The sequence below is a fragment of the Citrobacter sp. Cu233 genome, assembly GCF_030332225.1.
Taxonomy (GTDB): Bacteria; Pseudomonadota; Gammaproteobacteria; order Enterobacterales; family Enterobacteriaceae; genus Citrobacter.
Genome location: NZ_JAOWIF010000033.1, coordinates 511747 through 534038, shown reverse-complemented (window position 1 = coordinate 534038; position 22292 = coordinate 511747). Strand labels below are relative to the sequence as shown.

The window sequence follows — 22292 nt, the reverse complement described above, 5'->3', positions numbered from 1 at the left end:
GGGCATACCTGTTTTAAAACCGCGAGGAGTCCGGTGGTGTCTCAGGATCTGATAATATCTTCCTGCCTCAGCAGGTCTAATAATTGAGAGACCAAATTTGTTACTAATTGTTCACCATTCAGATGAATCTCTGGCGATTCAGGCGCTTCGTATACCGAGTCAATTCCAGTGAAATTACGCAACTCACCCGCCCGCGCTTTTTTATACAGCCCTTTTGGATCACGTGATTCACAGATTGCCAGCGGCGTATCAACAAACACCTCTATAAAACGCCCATGACCCACACGTTCGCGAACCATCTGTCGTTCAGCACGATGAGGGGAAATAAAGGCAGTCAGTACCACCAGCCCCGCATCCACCATCAAGTTAGCCACTTCCCCAACCCGGCGAATATTCTCCTTACGATCGGCATCGCTAAATCCGAGATCGCTGCACAGACCGTGGCGCACGTTATCACCATCCAGCAGATAAGTGCTAACCCCCTGCTTGTGCAGCGCTTCTTCCAGCGCTCCCGCTACCGTGGATTTACCCGAACCAGAGAGTCCGGTAAACCACAGCACAACACCACGATGGCCGTGGTGTTGCTCCCGCTGTTGCGGCGTAACAGGATGGGCATGCCAGACGACGTTTTCGTCATGCAGCGCCATTATTTTCCTCCCAGCAGATCGCGTGCACCCCAGTGTGGGAAGTGACGACGTACCAGCGCATTGAGCTCCAGTTCAAACGCGCTGAACTGGGATACCGTGGCCTGCTCCTGGACGATCGGCTCGCGTACCAGTCCAGCCCCGACGGTGACATTCGTCAGACGGTCAATGATAATCAGGCCGCCCGTGACCGGATTATGCTGATAGGTATCCAGCACCAGCGGTTCATCAAACGTCAAATTAACCAGGCCAATACCGTTCAGCGGTAAGGCTTCGACTTTACGCTGGGTCAGGTTATTGATATCAACCTGATACGCTACGCTATCAACACGCGCACGCGTCTTCTTGCCCGCGACTTTGATGTCATAGCTCTGCCCTGGCGACAGTGCCTGCTCCGCCATCCACACCACATCAACGGCAGCGCTTTGCACCGCCGGCAGCGTTTCCTGGGCATCAAGCAGCAGGTCACCACGGCTGATATCGATCTCATCTTTTAGCACAAGGGTAATGGCTTCACCGGCATGCGCTTCCTGCAAGTCGCCATCAAACGTGACAATCCGGGCAACGGTCGACTCAACGCCAGACGGCAACACTTTGACGCGTTGTCCCACCTTCACGCTACCGGAGGCCAGTGTTCCGGCATAACCACGAAAATCAAGGTTTGGGCGGTTCACATACTGCACCGGGAATCGCATCGGCTGAGTATCGACAACACGCTGGATTTCAACGGTTTCAAGCACTTCCAGCAGCGTCGGACCGCTGTACCACGGCATGCTGAAACTTTGCGACGCCACGTTGTCACCTTCCAGTGCTGAAAGCGGTACAAAACGGATATCCAGGTTGCCCGGCAACTGCTCTGCAAAGGTCAGATAATCTTCACGAATCCGGTTAAATGTCTCTTCGCTAAAATCCACCAGATCCATTTTGTTGATCGCAACGATCAGATGTTTTATTCCCAACAGCGTAGAAATAAAGCTGTGGCGGCGGGTCTGATCCAACACGCCTTTACGTGCATCGATAAGCAGGATCGCCAGATCGCAGGTCGACGCACCGGTTGCCATATTGCGGGTGTACTGCTCATGACCGGGAGTATCCGCAATGATAAATTTGCGTTTTTCGGTGGAGAAATAACGGTAGGCCACGTCGATAGTGATGCCCTGTTCGCGCTCTGCCTGCAAGCCATCAACCAACAGCGCCAGATCGAGCTTCTCACCCTGCGTGCCATGACGTTTACTATCGTTGTGCAGCGATGAGAGCTGATCTTCGTAGATCTGTCGGGTATCATGCAACAGACGTCCAATCAGGGTGCTTTTCCCGTCATCCACGCTACCGCAGGTTAAAAAACGCAGCAGGCTTTTGTGTTGTTGGGCGATCATCCAGGCTTCAACGCCGCCTTCATTAGCAATTTGTTGTGCAAGTGTCGTGTTCATGGCGGCTCCTTAGAAATACCCCTGACGTTTCTTCAGCTCCATGGAGCCCGCCTGGTCGCGGTCAATCACGCGCCCCTGACGTTCACTGGTGGTTGAGACCAGCATCTCTTCGATGATTTCCGGTAGCGTCTGCGCGTCCGACTCCACCGCGCCAGTGAGTGGCCAGCAGCCGAGAGTACGGAAACGCACCATACGTTTTTTGATCACTTCACCAGGCTGCAGATCGATCCTGTCGTCATCAATCATCATCAACATGCCGTCGCGCTCAAGCACCGGACGCTCTGCGGCAAGGTACAGCGGAACAATGTCGATATTCTCCAGCCAGATGTACTGCCAGATATCCTGTTCCGTCCAGTTAGAGAGCGGAAATACGCGAATGCTTTCGCCTTTATTAATCTGGCCGTTATAGTTGTGCCACAGCTCCGGACGCTGGTTTTTAGGATCCCAGCGATGAAAACGATCGCGGAAGGAATAGATACGCTCTTTCGCGCGCGATTTCTCTTCATCACGGCGTGCGCCGCCGAATGCTGCGTCAAAACCGTATTTGTTCAGCGCCTGCTTCAACCCTTCGGTTTTCATAATATCGGTATGCTTGGCGCTACCGTGGACAAATGGGTTTATCCCCATCGCCACCCCTTCCGGGTTTTTATGCACCAGCAGTTCGCAGCCGTAGGCTTTTGCCGTTCGGTCACGAAACTCATACATCTCGCTGAATTTCCAGCCGGTATCAACGTGCAGCAGAGGAAACGGCAGTGAACCAGGATAAAACGCTTTGCGCGCCAGATGCAGCATTACGCTGGAATCCTTGCCGATGGAATACATCATCACCGGATTCGAAAACTCGGCGGCCACCTCACGAATGATATGGATGCTCTCCGCTTCCAGTTGCCGCAGGTGGGTAAGTCGTTTTTGATCCATAACCGTTCCTATGTATTGCCGTTATTTTGCTAACGAAGTTCAGATAACCTGACTATAGGGAGGGCAAGAGAGCGAATGAAATTACGAATTGGAATGAGTAGTTCCTCAAAGGAATAACGATCTGGAAAAGCAAATATCAAAAAGTGCTTAAGCCGCCGGATTTCGGGCATTTAGGAGCAAATGAAATTGTTTTACCTCGATCACGGTTTCATACTAGCGGCTGAAAATTTCTGCTTAGTATTTAAGGACTCATTATGTTTCTCGCATCGCGCCACATTCTTGCAGCCATGGCGTTCGGCGCGTGCTTTATCCTTCCCGCACAGGCAACCTCTTCGAAACCCGGAGATATGGCAAATACTCAGGCCCGATATATCGCAACATTTTTTCCTGGCCGCGTGACGGGCTCTCCGGCAGAAATGCTATCTGCCGATTATTTACGTCAGCAATTTCAGCAGATGGGCTATCGCAGCGATATTCGGACGTTTAATAGCCGTTATATTTATACCGCCAAAGACAACCGTAAGAACTGGCATAACGTTACGGGCAGCACCGTCATTGCAGCGCATGAAGGCAAAGCGCCGCAGCAGATTATCATCATGGCGCATCTCGACACTTACGCCGCGCAGAGCGATGCCGATTCCGATGCTAATCTGGGCGGATTAACCTTGCAGGGTATCGACGATAACGCCGCAGGTTTGGGGGTAATGCTGGAGCTGGCTGAAAAACTTAAAAATGTGCCGACGCAGTACGGCATTCGGTTTATCGCCACCAGCGGCGAGGAAGAAGGCAAACTTGGTGCAGAAAATATCCTTAAACGCATGAGTGCAGCAGAGAAGAAAAATACGCTGCTGGTTATCAACCTCGATAACCTGATCGTCGGGGATAAGCTCTACTTCAATAGTGGGAAAAGAACCCCAGAAGCAGTACGAAAACTGACGCGTGACCGGGCGCTGGCAATTGCACACAGCCGCGGTATCGTCGCCAGCACCAACCCTGGCCTGAACAAAGACTATCCGAAAGGAACCGGATGTTGTAACGATGCCGAGGTCTTCGACAAAGCGGGAATCGCCGTACTTTCGGTGGAAGCAACCAACTGGAACCTGGGTAAAAAAGACGGTTATCAGCAACGTGCCAAAACTGCCTCTTTCCCCGCAGGTAACAGCTGGCACGACGTGCGTCTGGACAACCTGCAGCATATCGATAAAGCGCTTCCAGGGCGGATTGAGCATCGCAGCCGCGACGTAGTGCGCATCATGCTGCCGCTGGTGAAAGAGTTGGCGAAGGCGGACAAGCATTCATAACGTTGTTTTAGATCTGCTTTTACGTCTGTAACCCGTTTAACACCGCTAACGCGGGGAACACGGTAATAAAAATCTCTACCGCATCAGTGGGTCTAAAGAGAAATGTTGGCATGTTTATTCGAAAAAACCAGTAAGCCTTTCACAGGCATTACTGGCAATCGATTCATAGCTACGTTCTGTAGATTTTACCCTTCGTGTAGCCCACATTCGCGTTTTAGCCCGAAGAAGCGCGTCTCTTCTTCTGCCATGCCTGGCTCCCATTTACGCGTCGTGTGGGTATCACCAACTGACAGGTAGCCTTGATCCCACAACGGATGATACTTCAGACCGTGTTTTTGCAGGTACTGGTATACCGTACGGTTGTCCCAGTCGATAATCGGCAGCACTTTAAAGACGCCGCGCTGAATAGCCAATACCGGTAAATGTGCACGGCTACCGGACTGCTCGCGGCGCAGACCCGCAAACCAGGTTTGTGCATTCAGTTCTTTCAGCGCCCGGTTCATGGGTTCGACTTTGTTGATGTCATTGTATTTCTCAATACCTTCAACACCCTGCTCCCACAGTTTGCCGTAACGTGCTTCCTGCCAGGCGGCGCTTTCCTTTGCCTGATAGATATGTAGATTCAGTTTGAGTCTGTCCGTTAACTCATCAATGAACTGGTAGGTTTCCGGAAATAAATAGCCAGTATCGGTGAGGATCACAGGAATATCCGGGCGAACCTGGTTTACCAGATGCAGGCTGACCGCCGCCTGAATACCAAAACTTGATGAAAGCACATATTCGCCGGGCAGGTTTTCCAGCGCCCACGCCACGCGTTCTTCCGCGCTCAGCTTTTCCAGTTGGCTGTTGGTTTCTGCCAGTGCCATAACACGCTCAACTTTTGACAGTGCGTTCAGGCCGTTTAGATCGAGTCTGGACATAAGAACCTCGTTTACCTGTTTTGCCGGGCGGCACTTCGTTTGCCCAGCCTACAAAACCCCGTAGGCCCGGCGAGCATAGCGCCACCGGGCAACTGAAGGTTATTCCCAGAAATCCCGGGCGGGATCGAGCACCGGGCGAATAATGCCCGCACGCACTGTAAAGTCACCGAAGCCTTCACCCGCTTCGCGTTCTTTCGCCCAGCGCCCAATCAGTTCATCCAGCGAAGCCAGAATTTCCGGCTCAGTGATATTTTCTTTGAACATCCGTGGAATGCGCGTCCCGATACGGTTTCCGCCCAGATGCAGGTTATAGCGCCCAGGCGCTTTACCCACCAGCCCCACTTCCGCCAGCATGGCACGACCACAGCCGTTCGGGCAGCCCGTGACCCGCATGACAATGTTTTCATCACTCAGATCATGCTTCGCCATCAACGTATCAATATTGTCGATAAACGTTGGCAGGAATCGTTCTGCCTCGGCCATTGCCAACGGACAGGTCGGGAACGATACGCAGGCCATTGAGTTTTCACGCTGTGGGGTCACCACATTCATCAGGCCGCTTTTCTGCGCAATCTTCTCAATCTTCGCCTTATCACTCTCCGGGACACCGGCAATGATCAGGTTCTGGTTGGCCGTGATACGGAACTCGCCTTTGTGGATCTTTGCGATCTCCAGCAAGCCGGTTTTCAACGGGCGCCCCGGATAATCCAGAATACGGCCGTTTTCAATAAACAGCGTCAGGTGCCATTTATTGTCGATCCCCTTCACCCAACCAATCCTGTCGCCACGACCGGTAAACTCATACGGGCGAATCGGTTCAAATTTGATCCCCGCACGACGTTCAACTTCCTCTTTAAACGTCTCGATACCGACCCGCTCCAGCGTGTATTTCGTTTTGGCATTTTTACGATCGGTACGGTTGCCCCAATCACGCTGCGTGGTCACCACCGCTTCTGCCACCGCTAAGGTGTGTTCCAGCGGCAGGTAACCAAACTCACTTGCGGTGCGCGCGTAGGTTTTCTTGTTACCGTGCTCAATAGACAGTCCACCGCCAACCAGCAAGTTAAAGCCCACCAGCTTGCCGTTTTCGGCAATCGCCACGAAGTTCATATCATTAGCGTGCAGATCGATGTCGTTCTGCGGCGGGATCACCACCGTCGTTTTAAACTTACGGGGCAGATAGGTCTGGCCAAGGATCGGCTCTTCATCCGTCGTCGCGACTTTTTCCTGATCCAGCCAGATCTCAGCATAAGCGCGGGTACGGGGCAGCAAGTGTTCGGAGATTTTTTTCGCCCACTCGTACGCTTCAGCATGCAGCTCAGACTCATACGGGTTGGACGTGCACAGAACGTTACGGTTCATATCGTTGGCGGTCGCCAGCGCGTCCAGCCCCACTGAATGCAGCATCTGGTGCACCGGTTTTACGTTCTTCTTCAGAATACCGTGAAACTGAAACGTCTGGCGGTTCGTCAGACGAATACTGCCGTAAATCGTGTTGTCGTGGGCGAATTTATCAATCGCCTGCCATTGTTTGGTGGTGATGACTCCCCCCGGCAGGCGGCAGCGCAGCAGCATCGCATGACGCGGCTCCAGCTTCTGTTCGGCACGTTCGGCGCGAATATCGCGGTCGTCCTGCTGGTACATACCGTGAAAACGGATCAGCAGAAAGTTATCACCTTTGAATCCGCCGGTGAGGCCGTCATTTAAATCTTCGGCAATGGTGCCGCGCAGATAATTGCTTTCCAGCTTCATACGTTCAGCGTCGGACAGCTTACCTTCGACCACCAGTGGTCCTGGATGTTTTTCGCTCATTAGTAGACATCTCGCTGATAACGGCGCTCAACGCGCAGCTCACTCAAAAATTCATCCGCCGCTTCGATATCCATTGCACCGAATTCGGCAATCACTTCCAGCAAAGCCTGCTCAACGTCTTTCGCCATGCGATTGGCGTCGCCGCAGACATAAATGTGCGCACCGTCATTAATCCAGCGCCACAGTTCTGCGCCCTGTTGGCGCAGTTTATCTTGTACGTAGACTTTATCTTTTTGATCACGGGACCAGGCAAGGTCGATACGGCTGAGTACGCCTTCTTTGACGTAGCGCTGCCATTCCACCTGATACAGGAAATCTTCAGTAAAGTGCGGATTGCCAAAGAACAGCCAGTTTTTCCCTTCTGCACCGTCTGCCGCACGTTGCTGCATAAAGGCGCGGAACGGCGCAATCCCCGTTCCCGGCCCGATCATAATTACCGGTGTTTGCGGATTTTCTGGCAGGCGGAAGTTGTCGTTATGCTCAATGAACACACGCACTTCGCCCTCTTCCTCAACGCGATCGGCAAGGAAGCCGGAGGCCCCGCCTGCACGCGCACGGCCTTCAACCTCAAAACGCACGGCACCAACGGTGATATGGACTTCGCTTTCCACTTCAGCCTGGGATGAGGCAATGGAGTACAACCGTGGGGTCAGCGGACGCAGCAAGCCAATTAACGCGTCGGCATCGAGTTGTGCCGGGGAGAAACGCAGCATATCGACAATGGGGGTGGTTGTGGCGTAATGCTGTAATTGCGCTTTATCGCCTACCAGCGGTAACAGCGTTTCGCTGCGCGTCAGGGTGGCATAGTTTTCCACGATATTGGCCGTGTTTACGGTCAATTCGAAATGCCACTCCAACGCGTCAGCGAGCGGCAGCGTTTTGCCATCAACGGTGACCGGCTCAGTACCTTTCAGCCACAGCAGTTCCACAATTTCTTTGACCAGGGCCGGATCGTTCTGATACCAGACACCCAGTGCGTCGCCTGGCTGATAGCGCAGGCCAGAATCACCCAAATCAATTTCGATATGGCGTACATCTTTTTCAGAGTCGCGACCGGTAATTTTCTGGTTCACCGCAAGTGTTGCACTCAGCGGTGCTTCTTTGGTGTAAGGGCTGGAGTGCACCTCGTTAACCGCACCGCTCGCTGCTGCGTGTGCAGACGGCGCAACAGGCGCACGCGCCTTCAGTACATCAACCAGGCGGGCACGCCATTCTGCCGCCGCCGATTGATACTCAACATCAGCATCAACGCGGTCCAGCAGGCGTTCACCACCCAACTCTGCCAGTTTCGCATCAAAGTCTTTACCTGACTGGCAGAAAAATTCGTAAGACGTGTCGCCAAGGCCAAATACAGCAAAGGCCGTGTTTTCAAGCTTTGGCGCTTTTTTAGAGAACAAGTATTTATGCAACGCAACGGCTTCTTCCGCCGGTTCACCTTCTCCCTGAGTCGATGCCACCACGACCAGCAATTTCTCGTTGGCAATGCTTTTAAATTTATAGTCGCCAGCATTGATCAGGGTGACATTGAGCTGAGCAGCAATCAGATCGTCGCGTAAAGCTTCCGCCACGCGACGTGCATTGCCGGTTTGCGAAGCAGAGATGAGTGTAATCCCTGGCATTTCAGCAGCAGGCGCTGCAGCATTTGCTCCCGGCTGCTGATTTAGCACGCCCCAGAAATAGCCAGACACCCACGCAAGCTGTGTGGGAGTAAAATCGGTCGTGGCCGCCGTAAGGCGCGCCAGTTGCTCCGGGTTCAGCGGAAGCAAATTTGAAGGTGGGGCCTGTGTTGTCATGCGTCATTACATTCCAGTAGCAAAGCTGAATTTAATAAGAAAAGCCAAACTGAAGATAAGGTTAACGGTGGGGCTAATAACAATTAAAGAAGGGATGGAAATAATAAATAACCAAATGGACTAACCTGTTTTAGTTGTCGTTCTTAACGATAAAAACGATTATATAACAAATTGAAATATAAGAATAAAAATCACATCATCGGTCACTTTCCCTACTGACCTCTGGAATGGCCGTTTTAGTTAATGATAAAAAATGTGCTTTCCGGTACTATGCGGCGGTTTTTTCCGCATTACTTGAGAGTTCATGATGTCCACCACACTGTTTAAAGATTTCATCTTCGAAGCCGCACACCATCTTCCACATGTACCGCAAGGGCATAAATGTGGCCGCCTGCACGGACACTCATTTATGGTGCGTCTTGAAATCACAGGTGAAGTCGATCCCCATACCGGCTGGATCATGGACTTTGCCGAACTGAAAGCCGCGTTTAAGCCGACTTACGACAGGCTTGATCACTACTACCTTAACGAGATCCCTGGTCTTGAAAACCCCACCAGCGAAGTGCTGGCAAAATGGATTTGGGATCAGATAAAACCGCTGGTTCCATTGCTGAGCGCGGTGATGATTAAAGAGACCTGCACAGCAGGTTGCGTGTATCGCGGGGAATGATTTTATCGTCTGTGCCAGCGGTCAATATTCCTTAACTAACATTCTGTTAGGGTTATGTGCTCTGGATATCTGGAGCACAACATGGCTGACGATTTCGACATTATTATCATCGGTGCAGGGATAGCAGGCACCGCTTGTGCTTTACGTTGCGCACGTGCCGGGCTTTCAGTTCTGCTGCTTGAGCGCGGTGAACTTCCCGGCAGTAAAAATCTTTCCGGCGGGCGTCTGTACTGCCACGCACTCGGTGAACTCCTTCCCCGCTTCCAACAATCTGCTCCACTTGAACGCCGCATTACCCAGGAAAACCTCACGCTATTAACCCATGATGGTGCCACCACATACTCCAGCCTGCGGCCGGATGGAGACTCATGGAGCCTGCTGCGCGCCCGCTTCGATCCGTGGTTTGTCGCGCAAGCTGAAGCCGAAGGCGTACAGTTTATCTGTGGTATTGCGGTTGAAGCTCTCCATATTGAAGAGGGAAGAATATGCGGCGTCATTGCCGATAACGAGACGCTACGCGCCCGCTATGTGGTGCTGGCTGAGGGGGCGAACAGCGTGCTGGCAGAACGTTATGGTTTTCTGCCTCGCCCTTCAGCAAATGCCATGGCGTTGGGAATTAAAGAAACACTGGCGCTGGATAAATCGCTGCTTGAAGAGCGTTTCCGCTTATCCAAAGACGAAGGTGCCGCAATGCTGTTCAGCGGAGAGATTTGCGGCAAACTGCCCGGTGGAGCATTTCTTTATACTAACCAGGAAACGCTCTCTTTAGGTATCGTTTGTCCGCTTTCTTCTGTTGCGCAAAGCGACCTTCCGGCAGGCATTTTACTGGAACGGCTCAAGACGCATCCGGCGCTACACCCGCTGCTCAGGGGCTGCGAAACGCTGGAGTATGGCGCACATCTGGTCCCCGAAGGCGGTTTGCACAGTCTGCCCGTGCAATATGCCGGAGAAGGTTGGCTGCTGGTGGGCGATGCGTTACGTAGCTGTGTTAATACCGGTTTCTCCATACGCGGCATGGATATGGCGCTTATTGGTGCTCAGGCTGCGGCCCAGACATTGATTAACGCCTGCCGGAAAAGCGAGCCGCAAAACCTGTTTCCGACTTACCATCAGGACATTCAGTGCAGCCTGCTGTGGGAGGTTCTGCAACGCTACCAGCATGTTCCGGCGCTGCTCCAGCGTCCCGGATGGTATCATCAGTGGCCCGCGCTGATGGAGGATATTTCCCGCGAGATCTGGCATCAGGGTGGTCATCCGGTAGCGCCGTTGCGTCAGGTCGTCTGGCGTCAGTTTCGTCGTCACGGCCTGCGACATCTGGCAGGTGATATTATCAGGAGCTTACGATGTCTGTAGCCCGCAACCTCTGGCGTCCCGCCGACATTTCACATATTGTTCCTGCTGCCGTTGTCGACAGCAAAATGGCAGAACTGTTGATCAAAGCTTGTCCCGCCGGGCTATTTTCCCGCACACAGCAAGGCGAATTGCAGATCGACTTTCACGGCTGCCTGGAGTGTGGCACCTGCCGACTGCTATGTGATGAAAAAACGCTGCAACAGTGGCGCTATCCTGCGTCGGGATTTGGCATCACCTATCGATTTGGCTAATTTATAAGGATAATTTATGTCCCTGTTACACCTGCTCCGCCAGAATCCGGTAATTGCCGCCGTAAAAGATAACGCCAGTCTGCAATTAGCCATCGACTCTGAATGCCAGTTCATCTCTGTTTTGTACGGTAATATCTGCACCATCAGCAACATCGTGAAGAAAATAAAAAACGCAGGAAAATACGCGTTTATCCACGTAGATCTGCTGGAAGGCGCGTCCAATAAAGAGGTGGTGATTCAATTTCTGAAGCTGGTCACTGAGGCGGACGGCATCATCAGTACCAAAGCGTCAATGCTGAAAGCGGCACGAGCAGAAGGCTTTTTCTGTATCCATCGCTTGTTTATCGTCGACTCCATCTCTTTCCACAACATTGATAAACAGGTGGTTCAGTCAAACCCGGACTGCATTGAGATCCTGCCGGGTTGTATGCCGAAAGTGCTGGGATGGGTAACGGAAAAAATACGCCAGCCACTGATTGCCGGAGGTCTGGTGTGTGATGAAGAGGATGCCCGCAATGCGATGAAAGCCGGTGTGGCTGCACTGTCTACCACCAACACCGACGTCTGGACGCTAGCCAAAAAGCTGAATTAAGTTTCCGCGCAGGCTGCCAATGCCTCCAGCACCGGCAGCCAGTCATCCACAATCCCAACATCTGCCTGCGAGAAAACAGGCGCACTGGCGTCATTATTTATCGCCACGACAAACCGGCTCTGGCGAACCCCGGCCATTAACGCCGCTGCACCAGAGGCCCCCGCAACAATGCAGACATCCGGCGAAACTAAATGACCGGAGATACCCATCACGCGTTCAGCGTCAAAGCCGCCGTTCATCACCCGTGCACGACTGTATCCCACTTCGACGTCAAGCGCCTGACCAAGCGCGGTAATTTTATCGGCATCGACATCGCTTCCCCCCTGCCCGACCACCAGCACGTGACTGGCCTGCAACAGAGGATGCGTACTGACGCTGCTTGCGCTTTCTACACAATCCAGCCAGTCCGGAGAGGCTATCGGCACAATCTGATGCTCCCTCATCATGGGCAATGTCTTGCCCACTGCGCTAACTTCAGGTTGCCTCGCCAATGACAGGCACAACGGATGTGCAGCGATGTGTAACGTTGCCGTCAACGCATTCCCCCAATGAGATTTCGTCACCAGACCCTGTTGTGCATCCAGAGTCTGTACCTGGCATACGCAACCGCCTTGCAGACGCCATGCGAGTCGCGTGGCAAGCTCATCGCCAAGTGGCCCAGCCGGAAAAATCAGGATATCAGCAGGCGTCAGCGACCACTGCGTTGCCAGTACATCCAGCACCTGCTCCGCGACATCTGGGACGGGGTCGATAACCCAGCGCTCCAGCTCAGCCATATTCAGATCATTCTGTGCAAGCCAGCCTGCTATAGCATTACACTCGCGAGATTCTGTGATAATCGCTATCTTCATGGCTGCATCCTCTGGCGCAAATAGTCATTCCACAATATCCGGGCTTTAACCTGCGCCGAGGAACCGTCAATAATTGTGGCGCTGCGCCGCTGCTCAGGCCGCGCCAGCTTCTGACATTGAACGTTCGGGATTTCATCACGGGACACTGACTGGCGCACAATCTCCGCTTTTGCCGCCGCCAGACGCTGGCGCATCCCAGGAACCGGAAGCGCAACCTCCCCGCATTGTCTGACTGCAATCACCGCCGGAAGCCTTACCCGGCTGCGACGAAGCCCGGTTACCGTTCGCTGTTCAACAACGATAAAAGGCGGCTCAAGCGTAAAGCGCTCCACTTGGGTTAAACAGGGCCAGCTCAGCATTTCAGCCAGCAGAAACGGCGTCTGCCCGTTCTGCCCTTCACTACTCTGACAACCAGTGACAATCAAATCCGCGTCGTGATTGCGCTGCCAGTCAGCAATCTGACGGGCGATGAACGCCGAAGCGAAACGCAGATCCGCTGTCGTTTGTAGCAACACCGACTTATCAAAACCCAGCGCAGCAAAATAGCGCAACCAGTGAAGCGCTCGCTCGTCGCTAATGCTTAAAGCCGTCAATGTCATATCACAGCCGCCACAGCGTTGAGCCAGTAGCAATGCGGCAGCCGCCTGTTCATCTGCACCAGGAGAGCAGCGCAGCATCGCGGTATCAGGACCGCAGGAATCTTGCGTTGCGGCCTGCCAGTCTTTTTCGGCCAGCATGCCGGGATCCGGTTCTGCTTTAAACGCTAACAGAATGTTCATTTACACCTCCCTGTTTTTTGTCCACGCTCCCGGCAGCCACCAGCGGCAATGCCTTCGTCTCCGGTGCCCATAGCCAGGTCACCACTAATCCAATCAGTAATACGCCCGTCAACAGCAGCAACGTGACCTGCATTCCCCATTGCGCCAGCGTCCATGGCAGCAGACCCGTGCTGATTGCCGCGCCAAGTCGGCTCATCGCCGTCGCAAACCCAACGCCCAGCGAGCGGATATCCGTCGGGAAACTTTCGGCAGGCAAGATCCCAACTAAATTACTGACGGCAGAAATCGTGGTACTGAACAGGACAAAAAACAGCAGCGTCAGAGGATTGCCGGACGGTAAAAAAGCCATCACAAAAAGCGTTACAGCAAGCAGCAAAAAACTGCCGAGCAGAAACCGGCGATGCGTCAGCAGATGTGTCAAGACCAGGCCCAATAATGCACCAACAATTAGCAGCGCATTCAGGAGTAGACTGGTGGTGAGCGCGTCTTCCAGACCAATAGTCTGCGCAATAGTCGGCAGCCAGGTGTAGATCACAAACCATGGGATCACCAGACAAACAAAGAACACGCTGTTAAACACGGTTCTTCGCCAATAGTGAGTGGAAAAGAGCGTTTTTATATGTTTATGGGAGGCCACAGCCACCTCATCGCCAAGCAAAACGTCCGGGCCAAAATAGCGATGCACCACGGCGTGGGCTTCAGCAAAGCGTCCCTGACGCATCAGCCAGCGCCAGGCATCTGGGTTCTCCAGAATAAAATAGTGTCCCGCCAGGCTTGCCAGTACATAGCCGATAGTCCATACCACGCTAAATGCCCCCAGTAAAATCCCCCGATGACGGCGCGGCGAGAACTCGGCCAGCAACGTGTGACCCACGGCATAATCGCCCCCCAGCCCAATACCAACCAGGATGCGTAAACCAATTAGTTGTTCTGGTGTTGTCACAAAAAACTGTAAAAAAGAGGCGGCGGTTATCAATACAAAGCTGAAAGTGAAAATTTTCTGCCGACCGATATGATCGGACACCCATCCTAACACCAGGCTACCGAGAAAAAGCCCCAGCAACGCTGAGCCACCAATCATCCCCACCATAAAGGGCGTTAACTGCATGGCCGGCGTTAACGGGATAATGGCGTAGCCAATCACGCCAAGAACATAGCCATCAGTCAGATGCGCACCAAAGGTCAATGCAGCAATACGACAGTGGAAACTGTTTAGCGGTAAATCGTCCATTCGCACCGGTGAAGTGTTCATATCTACCCCTTCATTGTCCGGTAAAGAAGCGACTTCCCAGTCGAGAAGCCGCTTGATTCTTTATTTCTCAATCGGGTAGATCGTCCCCGCGTTCATGATACCGTTTGGATCAAATTGGCGTTTGAGACCTTCCAGCAGCGGCCATGCGCTACCGTGTTCCAGTTTGCTCCAGTGAACGCGGTGCTTACCAATACCGTGGTGATGCACCATAGAGCCTCCAAGACGGATCGTCTCTTCGCAAATGATCTTGTTGAGCGGGTTGTGGTACTTATCAATCTCCTCTTCCGGCCTGCAGTCCATAACGTTGTAGTCATACACAAAGTACATGTTGGTACCGTTGATATAGCTGTGGGATGAGTGACCACCCAGCATGGTAATGTCATTCGCATGCGGGAACTCGGTGCGGATACGGTTGATCACGTTTTCGTAGATTTGATGGATGCAGCTCCAGCAACCGGAGACTTCCGTCGTAAAACCCATGTTGCCGGTTTTCAGGATCTGCACACGTTCGGCAGCCACTTTTTCCGGGCCCCAGTTCAGATGGTTAAACCAGTTCTCGATAAGCTTGCTGTCCACACGCTTACATTGTGGATAACGCGCCACGATCTCCGCAATACCTTCGCCAGTCGCATATGCCAGCCGTGGATTGCCTTCAGCCATAAAGATCAACACACATTTACCGTCGGCAAAATGGGTGAAATGCTGGGTGCCATCCTCCGCATCGTACAGACGCGCAATGGAGGGACGGTAGCCTTCCACCATCACTTCACGCAGGATGTCGAAACCGATTTTCATGTCATCCAGAATGTAGCCGTAAAAAAGGTTATTCTCCGGCGTAAACTTAAATATTTTCACTGTGACTTCAGTGATATAGCATAGTGCGCCTTCGTTGCCGATAACGATGTGGCGAATATCCGGCCCGGCAGCCCGGCGCGGTACGTTCTTAATGCGAGTCACCGTACCGTCTGGCAATACAGCCTCCAGACCAACAACCATATCTTCAATTGCGCCATACAGCGTGGAGAACTGTCCGATACTACGCGTTGCAACCAAACCGCCCATCTGCGCCAACGGCTTAGACTGCGGCGAATGTCCGGTGGTATAGCCCTTTTCACGCAGCGCATTTTCCAGAATCTCAAGCGGAACGCCGCACTGTGCCGTCGCCTGCATATTCTCAATATCAATACTCAGGATCTGGTTCATCCCGGCACCGTCCAGTACCACGGAGTCTTTGACAACGGTTTCCAGACCGCCCTCCGTCGCAGATGCGCCGGTCCGCGGTACGCCATTGATTTTATGCTGATTCATGAATGCCAGAACGCGGGAAACCTGTTCTGTCGAACCGAGTTTAACCACGGCCGCCGGGATGGGCAGCGTGTAAACGCCGTGAATATCCGCATATTTACGAAAACGGTCAATACTATTTTTCTTTAATACGGTTTCATCGGTAATTACGCGCTCAGACCCAATAATCTCTTTTAACTGGTCAATAATCGCTTCTCGAGATAAAGGCATAGCTATTCCTTCCTGATAATTAACAGAATAATGAAGTTAAAAACCACCAGACAAATACTAACGAACTAAATAACCACCATCGACGACCAGTAAATGACCGTTGACATAATTAGATGCCTGGCTGGCAAGGAATATTGCAGCGCCCATTAAGTCCTGGGTATCACCCCAACGATTGGCCGGAATGTGGTCCAGTACCCGCTGGTTTGTTTCTGGGTTGCTGCGCGTGGCCAGCGTAATATCGGTTGCATAATACCCCGGCGCAATACCGTTAACCTGAATATTATATTGTCCAAGCTCATCACAATATGCTTTAGTAAAACCAGCCAGCGCATGTTTGGTTGCTGAGTAAGCCGGAGACCACTGTCCACCAAGATAAGAAAACAGGGAACAAATATTAATAATTTTACCGCTATTTTGCGGAATCATAATTTTTGCCGCTTCGTAACTCAGTTCGAACGCCGCCGTCAGGTTGACATCAATCATCGGATCCCAGTCCGCACGACCGAAGTCAAGAACCTTATTCAGCTTACAAATTCCGGCGTTGTTAACCAGAATATCTACAGTGCCAAAGCGCTCACAACAGGCAGCGATAATCTTCTGCGGCGCACCTTTCTCGGTGATATCCACCTGCATAAACTCAACTTCAACACCCTGTTTCTCAATGATTTCCTTTGTTTCACCATTGTCTTTTACAAAGCTTGGGATAAACAGGTTAGCACCGGCTTTTGCCAACGCCATCGCGAAAGCCTGCCCCAGGCCACTGTTGCCCCCTGTCACAATTGCCGTTTTCCCTTTCAGGGAGAAAAAATTCATTGAGAATGCGTTGAGAGATTCAATCGACATAGTTAGCTCCAAATTCCTTTAGGCAAAAAAAAAGAAAGGCAACTTCCCCGGCAAGAGGGAAGTCACCTTTCTCATTATCTCTGGTAACTGGAATAAATTTTTATCACAGCGGTAAATTATCTAACGTGATCAATATCACAGATACTTTACTCATTTATTAATGATGAAGAAAAACAAGAAGCGTGATTATTCTCACACTCTAAATACCGCTTCCATGATATTCCTAATTGTAATTACTAGAGACCAGAGAAAAGTAATCCTCCTGAAAAGGCGGCTTACTTTTCTCTTTTTTTCGTCTATACAAATGGGAATTAGATATGCAACACCAATCATATCGCCGTTGGATTACTCTCGCCATTATTAGTTTTAGCGGTGGCGTAAGTTTTGACCTTGCCTATTTACGCTATATCTATCAAATCCCCATGGCAAAATTCATGGGATTTAGCAATACCGAAATAGGACTAATAATGAGTACTTTCGGTATTGCCGCTATTGTTCTTTATGCACCCAGCGGAGTTATTGCCGATAAATTTTCCCATCGTAAAATGATTACTTCAGCAATGATTATTACCGGGCTGCTTGGTCTACTGATGATGACCTATCCTCCATTATGGGTCATGCTTTGTATTCAAGTCGCGTTCGCTATTACGACGATTCTTATGCTGTGGTCGGTTTCAATTAAAGCCGCATCGCTGCTTGGTGACCACAGTGAACAAGGGAAAATCATGGGCTGGATGGAAGGACTGCGCGGCGTCGGCGTTATGTCGCTGGCGGTCTTTACCATGTGGGTCTTTTCTCGCTTCGCACCGGACGACAGCAATAGCCTGAAAGCCGTAATTCTGATTTACAGCGTGATCTACATCCTGCTGGGAATTTTGTGCTGGTTCTTCGTGAGCGACGGTAACGTTCATAGCAACAGTGCGAAAGAAGAAAAGCAATCCTTCCAGCTCAGCGATGTTCTCGCGGTACTGCGTATCAGTACCACCTGGTATTGCAGCATGGTCATTTTTGGCGTCTTTACGATCTACGCCATCCTGAGTTACTCCACTAACTATCTGACCGAAATGTACGGTATGTCTCTGGTGGCCGCGAGCTACATGGGCATTGTGATTAACAAAATTTTCCGCGCCATCTGCGGCCCTTTGGGCGGCATCATCACAACCTACAGCAAAATAAAATCGCCAACTCGCGTGGTTCAGTTGCTCTCAATTGTTGGAGTCATAACGCTGGTTGCGTTGCTAATAACCAACACAAATCCGCAATCTGTCGTTATGGGAATTGGCTTGATTCTGCTACTAGGCTTCACCTGCTACGCCTCACGCGGGTTGTATTGGGCATGCCCAGGCGAAGCCAGAACGCCGTCTTACATTATGGGTACCACCGTGGGGATCTGTTCGGTTATTGGTTTTTTGCCCGACGTTTTTGTCTACCCAATCGTCGGTCACTGGCAGGACACGCTTCCGCCAGCGGAAGCTTACCGCAACATGTGGCTAATGGGACTGGCGGCACTATGCATGGTTGTCCTGTTTACCTTTCTACTGTCTCGCAAAATCCGTACCACCAACGCCACACCGGAAAAGATAACACCACTGGCCGCAGAAACCTCCGGCGAGTGAAGATGGATAATTAAAGGAGAATCACAATGTCGAAAAAATACATCATTGGAATTGATGGTGGAAGTCAGAGCACTAAGGTCGTGATGTACGATCTGGATGGTAACGTCGTTTGTGAAGGAAAAGGACTCCTGCAACCGATGCTCACCCCGGACGCCGATACGGCAGAGCATCCTGATGATGATTTGTGGAGCTCATTATGCTTTGCAGGCAAAGACTTAATGAGCCAGTTCAGCGGAGACAAAAAAGACATCGTCGGCATTGGGCTAGGTTCAATTCGCTGTTGTCGCGCATTGCTCAAAGCCGACGGTACGCCAGCCGCCCCGCTGATTAGCTGGCAGGATGCACGCGTTACCCGCCCCTATGAACACACCTACGCTGATGTAGCTTACGTCACCTCGTTTTCGGGTTATCTGTCACATCGCTTAACCGGCGAATTTAAAGACAATATTGCTAACTACTTTGGTCAGTGGCCAGTGGATTACAAAACCTGGGCATGGAGCGATGATGCTGAGGTGATGAAGAAATTCAATATTCCGCGCAAGATGCTGTTTGATATCCAGATGCCAGGAACAGTTCTCGGACACCTCACCCAGGAAGCCGCAAAGGCAACACACTTCCCGGTGGGATTGCCGGTCGTTTGCACCACCAGCGACAAGCCGGTAGAAGCCCTGGGCGCAGGATTACTGGATGACGAAACTGCAGTTATCTCATTAGGAACCTATATCGCCCTGATGATGAACGGCAAAGCGTTGCCCAAAGATCCACTCGCTTACTGGCCGATTATGTCCTCTATTCCAGAAACCCTGCTTTATGAAGGCTATGGCATTCGCAAAGGCATGTGGACGGTCAGTTGGCTGCGGGATATGTTGGGGGAGTCGCTGCTCCAGGATGCGAAAGCGCAGGATTTATCGCCGGAGGATTTACTGAATAAGAAAGCGGCCTGTGTACCACCAGGATGTAATGGCTTGATGACCGTTCTCGACTGGCTGACAAATCCATGGGAACCGTTTAAACGAGGGATCATGATAGGCTTTGATTCCAGCATGGACTACGCCTGGATTTACCGTTCTATTCTGGAGAGCGTTGCGCTGACGTTGAAAAACAACTACGACAATATGTGCACTGAAATGAACCACTTTGCTAAACAGGTGATCATCACCGGCGGTGGTTCAAACAGCGATCTGTTTATGCAAATCTTCGCTGACGTATTCAACCTTCCGGCAAAACGTAATGCCATTAACGGTTGTGCAAGCCTGGGCGCGGCAATCAACACGGCTGTCGGGCTTGGCTTGTATCCGGACTATGAGACCGCAATTGAAAAAATGGTACGGGTGAAAGATGTGTTTATGCCGATTGAGAGTAATGCCAGACGCTATGAAGCATTGAATAGAGGGATTTTCCGGGATTTAACTCAACACACCGATGTGATTTTGAAAAAATCGTATGAAGTGCTGCATGGCAATCTGGATAGCGTCGAATCCATTCAAAGCTGGTCGAACGCATAGCGTGCATGCCGGGCGGAAAATGTCCACCCGGCAAAATATCAGGCAATATTCAGGTATTTATGCGTTTGCATCGACAATCGCCAGTTACGCGCAATACAGGTATCAATACACAAACGTGTAGCATCTTCTTTCTGACTGATTGGCTGCAGCGCAATAATTCGTGGTTTATCATCGCTTAACGTGGCCAGCAGTTCATCCAGCGCTTCAATATCGCGAACGCGCCCCACCGGATGCTTGATTTCATTGGCGCGTTCCAGCGCCTGTGACAGTACGTCATAGCCGCCACGCATATTCACCTTCGGCGATACAGTCACCCAGGTATTCGGCGTACAGCGAACTTCGTGTGTCCCGCTGGTCTCAATCTGGCAGCTAAAGCCGTTTTTTTCCAGTAAGTCAGTGAGTGGCATCAGATCGTGAATGCAGGGTTCACCGCCGGTGATCACCACGTGTCGGGCGGTATAGCCCTGACGCTGAATAACAGCCAGCAGATCTTCACTGCTCGCCGCGCCCCATTTATCACTCTCTTTGGTCTTAGCCAGGATGCTATATAAGGAGACTTCCCGATCCTCAAGCTTATCCCATGTGTGTTTGGTATCGCACCAGGCACAGCCAACCGGGCATCCCTGTAAACGAATAAAAATGGCGGGGACGCCGGTAAAGTAACCCTCACCTTGCAGGGTCTGGAACATCTCGTTAATCGGGTACTGCATAGTCATCTCTGTTTAGGGTTATGAACGCGTATTATTGCAGATTTGCACGCTCAGGTCTTGCCCCCGGCTGCGCTGTCCCCTGAGTTAAAAACTCATGAAACATTATCTCGTGTTTGCGCCTGCAATGTTCTAATAGCTGTGATTTAATTTCATCGCTGTTCAGACAACGTTCTGATGTAACAAAATATTTTTGATAACAATCTTATAAAAATAGTATAAATATTTTAAAAGTAAATATTTCAAGCATGTACAAACGGATACATAAAATTATGAATTTATTATCATCACGTATAGTCAAATTTGATCCGCGGTATCTTTTTATATTAAAATAGGCTTAAGAAACTTAAAGTTACGCTAATTTTCCATTTAATCTCCGTTTAATTATCCGCGCCTAGAATCCAGTCACCTCCCTAATGAGACTGCATTCATGAATACACTATTAATTACTGGCGCAACCGGCTTTTTGGGCGGAGGCGTTTTAGAAAACATTCTGAATCAGACAAATGGATTTAATCTGCTGCTTTTAGTTCGTGCCGATAATGATGTATCTGCGCTGGAACGGATAAAGGAAAATCTGCGAAAATTCAATATTGCAGAAAAAAAACTGGCCGCACTTAGCCCGCGGAATATTCTGTTGGGTGATTTGGTAGAACCCGAAGCGTTTCTTAACGACCCGCGTCTGGACCAGGTTACTCATGTCATCAACTGCGCCGCCGTCGCCTCATTTGGCAACAATCCGCTTATCTGGAAAGTAAATGTCGAAGGAACGCTGAAGTTCGCCCGGAGAATGGCCTGTGTCGGCAGTCTTCAGCGTTTTCTTCATGTTGGTACAGCGATGTCATGCTCCCCAGAACCCGATTCACTGGTGGCAGAAAGTGCAGAATTTCGCGAACGTGCTGAGCACCTGGTTGAATATACGCACTCTAAATCCACAATAGAGCGCCTGATGCAACAGGAATGCCCAACATTACCACTGGTTATCGCGCGGCCTTCTATCGTTGTTGGCCACACTCATCATGGCTGCCAACCCTCCAGTAGTATTTTCTGGGTATTCAGCATGGGTCTGATGCTGCAAAAATTTATGTGTTCGATGGAAGACCGTATTGACGTGATCCCGGTTGATTACTGCGCCGATGCATTGTTGATGTTGCTGAGCAGTCCGCTCGCTCGCGGTGAAGTGGTGCACATCTCAGCAGGAGAAGAAAATAGCGTGAGGTTTGCAGATATTGATAGCGCAATGGCATCTGCGCTGGAACAAGCTCCCGTCGGCAATAAATATGCACAGGTCAGCTATGAAACGCTGGTCCAGATGCGCCGTGAACTGAAGGATATTTTTGGCCCCTGCAACGAACGACTGATGCTTAAAGCCATGCGTCTGTACGGTGCGTTTGCCACGCTGAACGTGCGATTCAGCAATGATAAGCTGCTCAGCATGGGGATGCCGAAGCCGCCGCGTTTTACCGATTACATTGAGCGCTGTGTGCAGACGACACGTGGGCTGACTATTCCCGAACAGATGGCCGTTGATTTCAAATAG

The 22292-nt window shown here is 51.2% G+C and carries 20 protein-coding genes; 8 read left to right on the top strand and 12 right to left on the bottom strand.

Annotated elements, in window-relative coordinates; genetic code table 11:
* Positions 1-41: 41 nt before the first annotated feature.
* Genes cysC through cysD form a run of 3 tightly spaced genes read right to left on the bottom strand, consistent with a single transcriptional unit; the run spans position 42 to position 2992 of the window.
* The gene (gene cysC, locus OGX95_RS12610) at positions 42-647 is read right to left on the bottom strand and encodes an adenylyl-sulfate kinase (RefSeq protein ID WP_286629649.1); all 606 of its coding nucleotides are present in this window, start codon (positions 645-647) and stop codon (positions 42-44) included.
* The gene (cysN, locus tag OGX95_RS12605) at positions 647-2074 is read right to left on the bottom strand and encodes a sulfate adenylyltransferase subunit CysN (RefSeq protein WP_286629648.1); all 1428 of its coding nucleotides are present in this window, start codon (positions 2072-2074) and stop codon (positions 647-649) included. The genes cysC and cysN overlap by 1 nt, the downstream gene beginning before the upstream one ends.
* A gap of 9 nt (positions 2075-2083) precedes the next feature.
* The gene (gene cysD, locus OGX95_RS12600) at positions 2084-2992 is read right to left on the bottom strand and encodes a sulfate adenylyltransferase subunit CysD (protein ID WP_005130891.1); all 909 of its coding nucleotides are present in this window, start codon (positions 2990-2992) and stop codon (positions 2084-2086) included.
* A gap of 254 nt (positions 2993-3246) precedes the next feature.
* Here cysD and OGX95_RS12595 point away from each other — a divergent pair, with 254 nt between their 5' ends.
* Positions 3247-4293, top strand: coding sequence for an aminopeptidase (locus tag OGX95_RS12595; protein ID WP_286629647.1), 1047 nt, complete (start codon positions 3247-3249; stop codon positions 4291-4293).
* Positions 4294-4478: 185 nt separating this feature from the next.
* Here OGX95_RS12595 and cysH read toward each other — a convergent pair whose 3' ends face one another.
* The 3 genes from cysH to cysJ form a co-directional block, all read right to left on the bottom strand.
* On the bottom strand, positions 4479-5213 hold the full coding sequence (gene cysH / locus OGX95_RS12590; protein ID WP_286629646.1) for a phosphoadenosine phosphosulfate reductase: 735 nt from the start codon (positions 5211-5213) through the stop codon (positions 4479-4481).
* Between the two features lie 99 nt (positions 5214-5312).
* The gene (gene cysI, locus OGX95_RS12585) at positions 5313-7025 is read right to left on the bottom strand and encodes an assimilatory sulfite reductase (NADPH) hemoprotein subunit (protein ID WP_286629645.1); all 1713 of its coding nucleotides are present in this window, start codon (positions 7023-7025) and stop codon (positions 5313-5315) included.
* Complete coding sequence (gene cysJ, locus OGX95_RS12580; RefSeq protein ID WP_286629644.1) at positions 7025-8818, bottom strand: NADPH-dependent assimilatory sulfite reductase flavoprotein subunit; 1794 nt, start codon at positions 8816-8818, stop codon at positions 7025-7027. Before cysJ ends, cysI begins: the two co-directional genes overlap by 1 nt.
* 304 nt (positions 8819-9122) lie before the next feature.
* On the opposite strand from cysJ, the gene queD reads away from it, so the two are divergent.
* From queD to OGX95_RS12560, 4 genes are all read left to right on the top strand, one after another.
* The gene (queD, locus tag OGX95_RS12575) at positions 9123-9488 is read left to right on the top strand and encodes a 6-carboxytetrahydropterin synthase QueD (RefSeq protein ID WP_286629643.1); all 366 of its coding nucleotides are present in this window, start codon (positions 9123-9125) and stop codon (positions 9486-9488) included.
* An 81-nt stretch (positions 9489-9569) separates the two neighbouring features.
* Positions 9570-10841 (top strand): FAD-dependent oxidoreductase, encoded by a 1272-nt coding sequence (locus OGX95_RS12570; RefSeq protein WP_286629642.1) that lies wholly within the window; start codon positions 9570-9572, stop codon positions 10839-10841.
* Positions 10832-11092, top strand: a complete 261-nt coding sequence (locus OGX95_RS12565; RefSeq protein WP_286629641.1) for a ferredoxin family protein — start codon at positions 10832-10834, stop codon at positions 11090-11092. Before OGX95_RS12570 ends, OGX95_RS12565 begins: the two co-directional genes overlap by 10 nt.
* A 16-nt stretch (positions 11093-11108) precedes the next feature.
* Entirely contained in the window at positions 11109-11684 is a 576-nt protein-coding gene (locus OGX95_RS12560) for a glycerol-3-phosphate responsive antiterminator (protein ID WP_286629640.1), read from the top strand.
* On the opposite strand, the gene OGX95_RS12555 is transcribed toward OGX95_RS12560, so the two are convergent.
* From OGX95_RS12555 to OGX95_RS12535, 5 genes are read right to left on the bottom strand one after another with little or no spacing between them, the layout of a single operon-like run.
* Entirely contained in the window at positions 11681-12535 is an 855-nt protein-coding gene (locus OGX95_RS12555) for an electron transfer flavoprotein subunit alpha/FixB family protein (protein ID WP_286629639.1), read from the bottom strand. The two genes, OGX95_RS12560 and OGX95_RS12555, sit on opposite strands and share 4 nt — an antisense overlap.
* Positions 12532-13314, bottom strand: coding sequence for an adenine nucleotide alpha hydrolase family protein (locus tag OGX95_RS12550; RefSeq protein WP_286629638.1), 783 nt, complete (start codon positions 13312-13314; stop codon positions 12532-12534). Before OGX95_RS12550 ends, OGX95_RS12555 begins: the two co-directional genes overlap by 4 nt.
* Complete coding sequence (locus tag OGX95_RS12545; protein ID WP_286629736.1) at positions 13292-14623, bottom strand: MFS transporter; 1332 nt, start codon at positions 14621-14623, stop codon at positions 13292-13294. The genes OGX95_RS12550 and OGX95_RS12545 overlap by 23 nt, the downstream gene beginning before the upstream one ends.
* 3 nt (positions 14624-14626) lie before the next feature.
* Entirely contained in the window at positions 14627-16081 is a 1455-nt protein-coding gene (locus OGX95_RS12540; RefSeq protein ID WP_286629637.1) for an FAD-binding oxidoreductase, read from the bottom strand.
* Between the two features lie 57 nt (positions 16082-16138).
* Positions 16139-16924, bottom strand: coding sequence for an SDR family oxidoreductase (locus tag OGX95_RS12535; RefSeq protein WP_016154226.1), 786 nt, complete (start codon positions 16922-16924; stop codon positions 16139-16141).
* A gap of 317 nt (positions 16925-17241) precedes the next feature.
* On the opposite strand from OGX95_RS12535, the gene OGX95_RS12530 reads away from it, so the two are divergent.
* Together OGX95_RS12530 and OGX95_RS12525 are read left to right on the top strand one after the other, a co-directional pair.
* Positions 17242-18540 carry an MFS transporter gene (locus OGX95_RS12530; protein WP_286629636.1) on the top strand — a complete coding sequence of 433 codons (1299 nt, stop codon included), beginning with the start codon at positions 17242-17244 and terminating at the stop codon, positions 18538-18540.
* Positions 18541-18566: 26 nt separating this feature from the next.
* Complete coding sequence (locus OGX95_RS12525) at positions 18567-20045, top strand: FGGY-family carbohydrate kinase (protein ID WP_286629635.1); 1479 nt, start codon at positions 18567-18569, stop codon at positions 20043-20045.
* 38 nt (positions 20046-20083) lie between these two features.
* Here the strand turns inward: OGX95_RS12525 and queE are convergent, their stop codons facing one another.
* Positions 20084-20755 carry a 7-carboxy-7-deazaguanine synthase QueE gene (gene queE / locus OGX95_RS12520; protein WP_040232204.1) on the bottom strand — a complete coding sequence of 224 codons (672 nt, stop codon included), beginning with the start codon at positions 20753-20755 and terminating at the stop codon, positions 20084-20086.
* Positions 20756-21182: 427 nt separating this feature from the next.
* Here queE and OGX95_RS12515 point away from each other — a divergent pair, with 427 nt between their 5' ends.
* Positions 21183-22292, top strand: coding sequence for an SDR family oxidoreductase (locus OGX95_RS12515; protein WP_286629634.1), 1110 nt, complete (start codon positions 21183-21185; stop codon positions 22290-22292).